This window comes from Patulibacter sp. (genome assembly GCF_030655195.1).
In the GTDB taxonomy this organism is placed as follows: Bacteria; Actinomycetota; Thermoleophilia; order Solirubrobacterales; family Solirubrobacteraceae; genus Patulibacter.
This window is the reverse complement of sequence record NZ_JAURWA010000014.1, coordinates 50,194-59,934: the sequence shown is the minus strand read 5'-3', so window position 1 is coordinate 59,934 and position 9,741 is coordinate 50,194. Positions and strand designations below refer to the sequence as shown.

General features: G+C 74.2%; 10 protein-coding genes. 9 read left to right on the top strand and 1 reads right to left on the bottom strand.

Going from position 1 to position 9,741, the window contains the following annotated elements; translation table 11 throughout:
- The 9 genes from infB to Q7T67_RS01580 form a co-directional block, all read left to right on the top strand.
- Nucleotides 1–2,621, top strand: a 2,621-nt coding sequence (gene infB, locus Q7T67_RS01620; protein ID WP_304785583.1) for a translation initiation factor IF-2, incomplete at its 5' end; no start/stop codon positions are given.
- A gap of 14 nt (nt 2,622–2,635) precedes the next feature.
- Nucleotides 2,636–3,034, top strand: coding sequence for a 30S ribosome-binding factor RbfA (rbfA, locus tag Q7T67_RS01615; protein WP_304785582.1), 399 nt, complete (start codon nt 2,636–2,638; stop codon nt 3,032–3,034).
- Nucleotides 3,031–4,044, top strand: coding sequence for a bifunctional oligoribonuclease/PAP phosphatase NrnA (locus Q7T67_RS01610; protein ID WP_304785581.1), 1,014 nt, complete (start codon nt 3,031–3,033; stop codon nt 4,042–4,044). The genes rbfA and Q7T67_RS01610 overlap by 4 nt, the downstream gene beginning before the upstream one ends.
- Nucleotides 4,041–4,970, top strand: coding sequence for a tRNA pseudouridine(55) synthase TruB (truB, locus tag Q7T67_RS01605; protein WP_304785580.1), 930 nt, complete (start codon nt 4,041–4,043; stop codon nt 4,968–4,970). The genes Q7T67_RS01610 and truB overlap by 4 nt, the downstream gene beginning before the upstream one ends.
- The gene (locus tag Q7T67_RS01600; protein ID WP_304785579.1) at nt 4,967–5,857 is read left to right on the top strand and encodes a bifunctional riboflavin kinase/FAD synthetase; all 891 of its coding nucleotides are present in this window, start codon (nt 4,967–4,969) and stop codon (nt 5,855–5,857) included. Before truB ends, Q7T67_RS01600 begins: the two co-directional genes overlap by 4 nt.
- 96 nt (nt 5,858–5,953) lie before the next feature.
- Nucleotides 5,954–6,226 carry a 30S ribosomal protein S15 gene (rpsO, locus tag Q7T67_RS01595; protein ID WP_304785578.1) on the top strand — a complete coding sequence of 91 codons (273 nt, stop codon included), beginning with the start codon at nt 5,954–5,956 and terminating at the stop codon, nt 6,224–6,226.
- A 139-nt stretch (nt 6,227–6,365) separates the two neighbouring features.
- Nucleotides 6,366–6,833 (top strand): redoxin domain-containing protein, encoded by a 468-nt coding sequence (locus Q7T67_RS01590; RefSeq protein WP_304785577.1) that lies wholly within the window; start codon nt 6,366–6,368, stop codon nt 6,831–6,833.
- Nucleotides 6,834–6,844: 11 nt separating this feature from the next.
- A complete protein-coding gene (locus tag Q7T67_RS01585) occupies nt 6,845–7,345 on the top strand; it encodes a DsbA family protein (protein ID WP_304785576.1) in 501 nt (166 codons plus the stop codon).
- Between the two features lie 193 nt (nt 7,346–7,538).
- Complete coding sequence (locus Q7T67_RS01580; RefSeq protein ID WP_304785575.1) at nt 7,539–8,468, top strand: hypothetical protein; 930 nt, start codon at nt 7,539–7,541, stop codon at nt 8,466–8,468.
- 55 nt (nt 8,469–8,523) lie between these two features.
- Here the strand turns inward: Q7T67_RS01580 and Q7T67_RS01575 are convergent, their stop codons facing one another.
- The gene (locus Q7T67_RS01575; RefSeq protein ID WP_304785574.1) at nt 8,524–9,651 is read right to left on the bottom strand and encodes a DUF2330 domain-containing protein; all 1,128 of its coding nucleotides are present in this window, start codon (nt 9,649–9,651) and stop codon (nt 8,524–8,526) included.
- Between the last annotated feature and the right edge of the window lie 90 nt (nt 9,652–9,741).

Here is a 9,741-nt window from a genome sequence, read left to right as displayed (position 1 = left end):
CCGCCGCGGGCACGCCGACCCGTCCGGCCCCGCGCCAGGAGCCGCCGCGTCGGGCCCCCGGTGGCCTGACCCCCGGTGCCGGCCCGCGCGTCATCGCGACCGCGGCCCCGGCCGCCCCGAAGCCCAAGCCCGCCCCGCCGGCCCAGCCGCAGCGCCCCGCCGCTCCGTCGGGTGCCGGTCAGCGCACCCCGCAGCGTCCGCAGCAGGGCGGCGGTCAGCGCCCCGCCGGTCCCGGCGGCCAGCGCCCCGGTGCCCCGCAGCGTCCGGGTGGTCCCGGTCAGGGCCGTCCCCAGCAGGGTGGTCGTCCCGGCGGTGCCGGTGGACCCCAGCGTCCCGGTGGCCCCGGCCAGCGTCCGGGCGGTCCCGGTCAGGGCCAGGGTCGTCCGCAGCGCCCGCAGCCCCAGGGCGAGCGTCCCGCTCCCCAGCCCATCGCCCGTCCGTCGGCGCGGCTCCCCGAGCCCGCCAGCGGTCCCGGCTCCAACCGCGGCGCGGCGCCCCCCGGGCTCGTCCGTCGTCTGCCCAAGCGGCCGACGAAGGAGCCCACGCCGGCTCCCGAGCTGAAGGACCTCCGCGCCAAGAAGCCCGCCCTCCCCAAGGGTCCCCCGACCCTGGGCGAGAAGCCGTCCGCCGGCGCGGGCCCGAAGATCATCTCGCTGCCCGACCCCTCGGCCGCGCGTCCGAAGGCCGCCGGTGCCGGCGGTCCGGGCAAGCGCCGCGTGGTCATCGACCAGCCGGGCGGCCCGCGTCGCCCGGGCGTCGGTGGCGGTCCCCCGAACCGGCGTCCGCGCCGGCGTCGTCGCCGCCAGTCGATCGAGGAGGCCCTGGCCCCGCTGAACCGCGGCGAGCAGGGTCGCACGGTCGACGTCCCGCGCATCAACTCCGGCTCGACGGTGAAGGACGTCGCCGAGTACCTCGGCGTCCCGATCCCCGAGATGATCAAGAAGCTCATGCTCATGGGCGAGATGGCGACGCTCACGCAGACGCTGTCGGACGACACGATCGAGCTGCTCGCCGGCGAGTTCGAGCGCGAGATCGTCATCGTCAAGGCCAGCGACGAGGAGGACGAGGCCCCGGTCTTCGACGACTCCGAGGCCGAGCTGGTCCAGCGTCCCCCGGTCGTCACGATCATGGGTCACGTCGACCACGGCAAGACGTCGCTGCTGGACAAGCTGCGCGAGGCCGAGGTGGCCTCGGGCGAGGCCGGCGGCATCACCCAGCACATCGGCGCCTACCAGGTGCACCACGGCGAGGACACGATCACGTTCCTCGACACCCCGGGCCACGCGGCGTTCACCGCCATGCGTGCCCGCGGTGCCCGTCTCACCGACATCGCGGTCATCGTGGTGGCGGCGGACGACGGCGTGAAGCCGCAGACGCAGGAGGCCATCGACCACGCCCGCGCGGCCGACGTGCCGATCATCGTCGCGGTCAACAAGATCGACAAGCCCGGCGCCGACCCGGTGCGCGTGCGCACCGAGATGGCGACGATCGGCCTGAACCCGGCCGAGTGGGGCGGCGACGTCGAGTTCGTCGACGTGTCCGCGAAGACCGGCGACGGCCTGGAGGACCTGCTCGACGTCATCGGCGTCGTGGCGGAGATCCAGGAGCTCAGCGCCAACCCCGACACCATGGCCTCCGGCGTGGTCGTCGAGGCCAAGCTGGACATCGGCCGCGGTCCGGTCGCGACCGTGCTGATCCAGCGCGGCACGCTCGAGATCGGCGACGCGATCGTCTCCGGCGCCCAGTGGGGCAAGGTCCGCGCGCTCATCGACTACACCGGCGAGCGGATCGAGGTCGCGGGCGTCGGTGACCCGGTGCTCGTCCTCGGGTTCAACGGCGTGCCCAACGCCGGTGACCTGGCGATGGTCGTCGAGAACGAGAAGGCCGCCCGCGTCAAGGCCGAGGAGCGCGAGACGCGCCTCAAGGCCGAGGCCATCGCGCGCCGCTCGGGTCGCAAGTTCTCGCTCGAGGACGTCTTCAAGCGCTCCGTCGCGTCGGACGACCAGAAGGGCCTGCAGCTGGTCCTCAAGGCCGACGTCGCCGGCTCGCTCGAGGCGTTCGAGGACGAGATCTCGAAGCTCCCGCAGAGCGAGGTCTTCGTCGACATCGTGCTGTCGGGCGTCGGTGGCATCACCGAGTCCGACGTCATGCTCGCCGCGGCCTCGCAGGCGGTGATCATCGGCTTCAACACCGACACCGTCGGCAACGCCCGCCGCGTGGCGGACCACGAGGGCGTCGAGATCCGCACCTACGACATCATCTACCGGGCGCTCGAGGATCTCCGCGACGTCATGGAGGGGATGCTCGACAAGGACGAGGTCGAGGAGACCGTCGGCACCGCCGAGGTCCGCGCGATCTTCCGGGCGTCGAAGGTCGGCACCATCGCCGGCTCGTACATCACGGACGGGCGCGTCAAGCGCAACGCCCTCGCCCGCGTCCTGCGCGACGGCGAGACGATCGCGACGACGAAGATCGAGTCGCTCAAGCGGTTCAACGAGGACGCCCGCGAGGTCGCGACCGGCTACGAGTGCGGCATCGTGCTCCGCGACTTCGAGCAGGTGCGCGAGGGCGACATCATCGAGGTCTACGAGAAGCGTCGCGTCGATCGCGAGCTGAAGTAGTGAAGCCCGATCGCATGCGGCGGGTGGACGAGTCCGTCCGCGAGGTCCTGGCCGACGTGCTCCAGCGCGGCGAGCTGAAGGACCCGCGGATCGGGTTCGCCACCATCACCGGCGTGCGGACGAGCACCGACCTCAGCCACGCGACGGTGCTCGTCTCGGTGCTCAGCATCGGCGACGACGCCGCCGCGCCGGAGGAGACCGTGGACGGGCTGCGCTCGGCCGTCGGCTTCCTCCAGCGGCGGGTCGGGCAGGAGCTCGGGCTGAAGCACACGCCCGTGCTGAAGTTCGAGCTGGACGAGACGATCGACCGCGCCATGCGGATCCAGGAGATCCTCGACGACCCGCCGCCGCCCGCGGTGGAGACCGAGGACGACGAAGAGGAAGCGGCCGCGAAGGACGACGCTGCTCGATGAGCACCGCCGACGTCGCACGCGACGCACGTCGGGCGGTCCTCGAGTACCTGCGCTCCGAGGAGCGCTTCGTCACGGTCACCCACGAGCACCCGGACGGTGACGCCATCGGGTCGCTCGTCGCGGCCACGCGCATGCTGCAGGCGATGGGCAAGGACGTCGTGGCGGTGGTCGCTCCGAGCGACCTGCCGCTGTCGCGCGAGTACAAGGGCCTGGCCACCGTCGACCTCGTCACCGGGATCCCCGAGGACATCGGCGAGCGCACCGCGCTCTTCCTCGACTGCGGGACGCTGGACCGCATGCCCGTCGGACCGATCCGCACGGACGCCGCGCGGATCCTCAACGTCGACCACCACCACGACAACACCCGCTTCGGCGACGTCGACCTGGTGGACTCCGAGGCGTCCTCGACGGTCGAGATCCTCTGGGACCTGCTCCGCGAGCTGCAGGTGCCCATCGACCTGGACACCGCGAAGGCGCTCTACGTCGGGCTGGTCACCGACACCGGTCAGTTCATGTGGGAGAACACGAGCGAGCGCGCCCACCGCATGGCCGCCGACCTGATCGGCCTGGGCGTCGACAGCTTCGCGGTCTACCGCACCCTCTACGAGGGCGCCCCGTGGGCCAAGCTGGCCCTGCTCGGCCGGGCGCTCGAGCGGACCCGCCGCGAGGAGGACGGGCAGCTGACGTTCTCGCTCCTGCGGCGCGAGGACTACGACTCCACCGGCGCAGAGGACACCGATTCCGAAGGCATCATCGACCACCTCCGCACGGTCGCGGGCACCCGTGTGGCGGCCGTCGCCCGCGAGGTCGTCGTCGGGCCCGGCGACGACGCGGACGGCGTCGTGCGGACGAAGGTCTCGCTGCGCTCGACCGGGACCGGGCTCGACGTCTCGTCGATCGCCCGGGCCGGCGGGGGCGGGGGCCATCCGCAGGCGGCCGGCTTCACGACGGACCTGGGGGAGGAGGAGCTCGTGCAGTTCCTCAGCGCCCACCTCCGCGAGCTGCGGTGACCGGCCCCGCCGGTCGGCCACCCGCGCCGTCGACGCCCGCCCACGCCGACCCGGGACGCGGGGCCGGGAGCGGACCGTCGACCCCGGAGACGTTCCCCGACGGCGCGCTGCTGATCGACAAGCCGGCGGGCGTGACCAGCCACGACGTCGTCCAGCGCGTCCGGCGGACGCTCGGCGGACGCCGCGCCGGGCGCGTCGGGCACACGGGCACGCTGGATCCCTTCGCGACCGGGCTGCTGATCGTCCTGGTCGGGCGGGCCACCCGTCTGCAGCACCACCTGATGGGCCAGGACAAGACCTACGAGACGCTCGCGCGGCTCGGGGCGACGTCGACCACCGGCGACCCCGAGGGCGAGATCGTCGAGACCGGCCGGATCCCCCCGGACCCGCCGTCGCTGCCGACGGGCCTGGTGCGCCAGACCCCGCCCGCCTATTCCGCGATCCGCGTCGACGGGGAGCGCGCGTACAAGCGCGCCCGTCGCGGCGAGGAGGTCGTCGTGCCCGAGCGCGAGGTGCAGGTCCACGAGTACGAGCAGCTGTGGCGCGACGGGGATCGGGCGCGCTTCCGGATCTCGTGCTCGTCGGGGACGTACGTGCGCACGCTGGTGGCCGACCTCGGCGACGCCTACTGCCTCGAGCTGCGGCGCACGTCGATCGGCGCGTACTCCGTGGACCGGGCCCAGCAGCCCGACGTGGACCGCGCCGACTGGCGCCTGCTGCCCCTGCACGACCTGCTCCGCAGCGTCCTGCCGACGGTCGAGCTGGACGCCGACCAGGCCCGTCGCGCGGGGTTCGGCCAGCGGCTGGAGCTGCCCGACGCACCGGCCGTCGACGAGGTCGGGCTGTGCCACGCCGGGGAGGCGATCGCCATCGGGCGCCGGGAGCCGGACGGCCGGATCCATCCCGTCGTAGGCTTCCGTCCGTGACCGCGCGCATCACGCCCCTGGCGGACGTCCTCCCGCGCACGCGGACCATCGCCCTGGGCACCTTCGACGGCGTGCACCTCGGGCACCGCGAGGTGATCGCCGACGCCGACACGGTCGTCACGTTCGACCCGCACCCGATGGCGGTCCTGGCCCCGGGGCGCGTCCCCCCGCAGCTGACGACGATGGCCCGCCGCGCCCTCCTGGCCGGCGAGCTGGGCGTCGAGGAGCTCGTGCTCGTGCCGTTCGACGCCCAGGTCGCCACGCAGGACGCCGCGACCTTCGTGCAGGAGGTCCTCGTCGACCGCCTGGGTGCCCGGTGCGTCCGGGTCGGCGAGAACTTCCGCTTCGGCCGGGACGCCCGCGGCACCCCGGCGCTGCTGCAGGCCGACGAGCGCTTCGAGACCGTCGTGGTGCCGGTCCTGCGGCGCGACGGCGACAGCGTCAGCTCGACCCGCATCCGCGAGCTGGTCGCGCGCGGCGCGGTCGGCGAGGCCGCCGAGCTCCTCGGGTCGCCCTTCGCGGTGTCGGGCCCGGTGGAGCACGGCGAGAAGCGCGGGCGGGAGCTCGGCTACCCCACGGCCAACCTCGTGCCGCCCGTGGGCCACGCGCTGCCCGCCCACGGCGTCTACGCGTGCCGGGCGCGGCTGCAGGACGGGTCGGTGCGCTCCGCCGCGGTCTCCATCGGCATCCGCCCGCAGTTCGAGACGACGCTCGGCGTGCTCGTCGAGGCGTACCTCCTGGACTTCTCCGGCGACCTCTACGGGCAGCAGCTCGAGCTGGAGTTCGTCGAGCGCCTGCGCGGCGAGGAGCGCTTCGACGGCGTCGAGGCGCTGCTGGAGCAGATGGGCCGCGACGTCGACGACACCCGTCGCCTCGCGGCCGTCTGAGGTCCGCGCGGCGGCGCCGGGCCGTCCGGTCCCCGCGGGCCGGGCGACGGGCCGGGACGCGGCTGTGCAGGTGCTCCTGCTAGTTTCTCCGGTCGAATGACGTCGCTCACGCAGGAACGCAAGCAGGAGATCGTCGCCCGTTTCGGCGCGACGGAGACGGACACGGGTTCGACGAGCGTCCAGGTCGCTCTCCTCACCGAGCGGATCAACGACCTCACGGGCCACCTCCGCGCGCACCAGAAGGACCACCACTCGCGTCGTGGCCTCCTCATGCTCGTCGGTCAGCGCCGTCGCCTCCTCGACTACATGCGCCGCAACGACCTCGACGGCTACCGCGCCCTGATCAAGGAGCTCGGGCTGCGCAAGTAGCCCGGACCGCGCTCCGGCGCGGCTCCCGCAGCACCTCGCGACCGGCCCCTGGCCGGTCGTCGTCGTTCCGGAGCATCCGATCGACGGGCGTTCCCGACGGGGACCCCGGGGCCGCCACCGCGGTGCGTAGGATCGCGGCATGTCGATCATCTCCGCGGGCACCGCCGTCCCCCAGCTCAAGCTCGGGAACGAGGACGGCAGCGACTTCACCCAGGAGGACCTGAAGGGCCGGACGACCGTGCTCGTCTTCTATCCCTTCGCCTTCTCGCCGGTCTGCACCGACCAGCTGCAGGTGTACGAGGAGCTCCTCCCCGAGCTCGCGCAGCAGAACGCCGTCATGTATGCGGTCTCGACGGACGCGTCGTTCTCGCAGATCGCCTTCAAGGAGAAGCTCGGCGTCACGATCGGTCAGCTCTCCGACTTCGAGCCCAAGGGCGAGGCGTCCAAGGCGCTCGGCGCCTACTTCGAGCCCGCCGGCATGACCAACCGCGCGCTGATCGTCGTCGGCCCCGACGGCACGGTGGCGTGGAGCCACCTGGCGTCGAACCCGGGCGAGCTGCCGGGCGTCGACAAGGTCCGCGAGGGTCTGGCCGCCGTCGGCGCCTGAGCACCCGGGCGATGCCCGCCGACGATCAGTCGCCGGCTGCCGGGCCGCACGTCGCGGGACCGCCGGACGGCCCGGCCGTGCTGCTCTACGGGGACGCCACGTGCCCGCGGTGCCAGCAGGCGGTGCTGCGGCTGCGCGCCGCGCCCGTCCGGCTGACCTGGCGCCACCTCGTCCTCCGGGCGCGCGGTCCGCGCCCGCGGGCGCTCGCCGGGGCGTTGGAGGCCGCGGGGCGGCAGGACGCCTTCTGGCCCGTGCTCGACGCCCTCGTGGGCGACCCGGGCCGGACCGAGGACCCGGACCTCTGGGAGCTCGCCCGTCGCCTCGGCCTCGACGTCGCGCGATTCGATCGCGATCGCCGGGACGACGCCGCGGCGGACGTCATCGCCGCCGACCTCGCCGCCGGCCTGGGCGCCGGGGCGGTCGGCACCCCGGCGATCCTGGTCGGCGACGGCGCGATCGAGCACGGGATCCCCGACGCCGCGTGGATCGACGCCCTGCTGGCCCGGGCCTGATCGCCCCGACGCCCGCGGTCCGCGCCGGGCGGTGGCGGCGGGCGGGACCGCGGGTCGCCGGGCGTTCGAGATCCTCACCGGGGCCGCGGGCCGGCCCCGTGGTGGGTGTACGGCCCGGTCGACGGCGTCTATTCGTTGGGGTTGCCTAACCAAAGGGCACCCTAATGGCGGGTGCCCTAAGATCGGCGGCGCCATGAAGACACTCCTGCGCTACCTGCGCTCACACCACCTCGCCCTCGCCGCGCTGTTCGTCGCGCTCGGCGGCACCTCCTACGCCGCGGTCGCGATCCCACGCAACAGCGTCGGCGCCACCCAGATCCGCGCGAACGCGGTCACCTCCGCGAAGGTCCGCAACGGCTCGCTGACCGCCAAGGACTTCAAGAAGGGCCAGCTCCCCGCCGGCAAGGCCGGCTCCACCGGTGCCGCGGGCGCCGTCGGCGCGACCGGCCCCGCCGGGGCGACCGGTGCCGTGGGTGCCGTCGGCACGGCGGGACCGCAGGGCCCCGCGGGGGAGAAGGGCGCGACCGGCGAGCAGGGCGAGCCCGGGGTCCAGGGGCCCGCCGGCAACGCGGAGTCGCTCAGCGTCCGCGTGATCCGCCAGGGCGCCGGCGCCGCGGGCGCCGCGGCCCCGGCGTTCCCCGTGCCGACCTGCACGATCAACGCCCCGGCCACGACGTGCCCGGGCGCGGCCACCAACCCGGTCTCCTACACGAGCGAGAGCTACGACGTGGGCAGCTTCTACGACCCCACGTCCGCGGTCCTGTTCGAGGGCGTCCCGAGCGCGGGCTACCTCACGATCCCGAAGAGCGGCACGTACCTCGTCGCCGCCGGGACGCGCTGGGCGCAGACGACGCCCGCGGCCGCCGTCGGTGTCCGGACCCTCGCGGTCAGCGGCCCCAACTCCAACCCGGCCGGCGTCACGGGCCCGACACCCGGGATCCTGGCTCAGAGCGTCACGGTCCCCAACCCCGACGGGCCCACGCCACAGAACGTGAGCACGCTGGTCCGCCTCAACGCCGGTCAGCGGATCTACAGCTCGGTCGGCCAGAACTCAGGCGCGTCCGTGGACATCGCGGCATCCCAGAGCACGGTCCACTTCGCAGCCACCTACGTCGGGCCGTAGTCACCCCGGGGGGTCGGGTCCGCCGCGCCCCGACGCGCGGCGGACCTCCGGCCGTTCAGGCGCGGTGGATGAACCGCTCCCGCAGCCGCAGCACCACGAAGACGAGGAACACCGACAGGGCGACGGCGGGGAAGAGCAGCAGCCACGCCGCGCCACCCGGCGGGTCGCTCAGCGGAGCGTCGTCGCCCTGACCCGGCAGGTCCTTCGGCAGCGGCCCCAGCGCGAAGTTCTGCACGGTCTCGAAGGGGTAGTCGTCCGACGCCCGGAAGAGCCGGTCGCTCGCGCCCTGGCGGAAGAAGACGTCGCTCCTGATCGCCGCCGGGTCGTCGCTCGCGATGCCCAGGCGGGTCAGGTAGCGACCGCGCACCACGCGGCGGACCGCCGCCGGGAGCGCGGGATCCAGCGCGGCGACGGTGCCGGCGTAGAACGTGTTGAAGCCCGTCGCCAGGACGCGGTGCTCGCCGGCCACGTACAGCTGGACGTCGACGGGCCGCTCGGAGACGGAGCTCAGGCGCAGGGGGTAGACGAGACGCTCGCTCGCGAACGAGATGCGCAGCGGGCTCAGGGTGCTCTGCTCGCCCCGGACCGGATCCGCCAGGCGGATCGCGACGAAGGCCCAGTCGCGACGGACGTAGTCGGCCAGGATCGGCTCCGCGGCGGCGGGGGTGGCGTAGCCGCCGCGGTTCAGCCACGCGCGCAGCTCGCCCGCGTCGCCGGCCCGCAGACGGGTCACGTCGTAGCCGCCGATCCGCTCGCGGGAGAGGACGGACACGCCGGACCGCGGCGCCGCGGCGACCGCACCGTCGCCGTCGTCCCCGGCGGGGGTCCGGACCGGGCGCGTGGCCAGCTCGAGCGCGGAGAAGACCGTCGCCTGGTCCTCGGCCAGCGGCGTGACGGTCGGCGTGGAGGGGGTGGGCAGCAGCACGGCCGGCCGGCGGGCCGCCGAGGAGGAGGTCTCGTCGGGGGCCGCGAGGTCGAGGCCCAGGACGATCTCCTCGCGCCCGTCCTGCAGCGACAGCAACGCCCGCTCCGTACCGACCTTCGAGCCGTACGCGATGCCGCAGGCGCACGCCCCGGCGGGCCGGGCGACGGCGAGCACCGCCGAGGCGGCGAGGACGAGGACCGCGAGGACGGCGGCGACCGCGTGGAAGGACAGCGGGCGGACGGACGGGCGGCGCGACACGGACGGCGATCGTATCCGGGGCCCGGCGGGGGAGGACCACAGGTCGATCGGCATCACCCCTGCACGTCGACGGGTTCCGTTAGGCTCGCT

What these genes read in the sequence shown, in the direction of transcription:
- Q7T67_RS01590 (WP_304785577.1), top strand. Translation starts at nt 6,366, where the DNA reads ATGTCGATCATCTCCGCGGGCACCGCCGTCCCCCAGCTCAAGCTCGGG.
- Q7T67_RS01585 (WP_304785576.1), top strand. Translation starts at nt 6,845, where the DNA reads ATGCCCGCCGACGATCAGTCGCCGGCTGCCGGGCCGCACGTCGCGGGA.
- Q7T67_RS01610 (WP_304785581.1), top strand. Translation starts at nt 3,031, where the DNA reads ATGAGCACCGCCGACGTCGCACGCGACGCACGTCGGGCGGTCCTCGAG.
- rbfA (WP_304785582.1), top strand. Translation starts at nt 2,636, where the DNA reads ATGCGGCGGGTGGACGAGTCCGTCCGCGAGGTCCTGGCCGACGTGCTC.
- Q7T67_RS01580 (WP_304785575.1), top strand. Translation starts at nt 7,539, where the DNA reads ATGAAGACACTCCTGCGCTACCTGCGCTCACACCACCTCGCCCTCGCC.
- rpsO (WP_304785578.1), top strand. Translation starts at nt 5,954, where the DNA reads ATGACGTCGCTCACGCAGGAACGCAAGCAGGAGATCGTCGCCCGTTTC.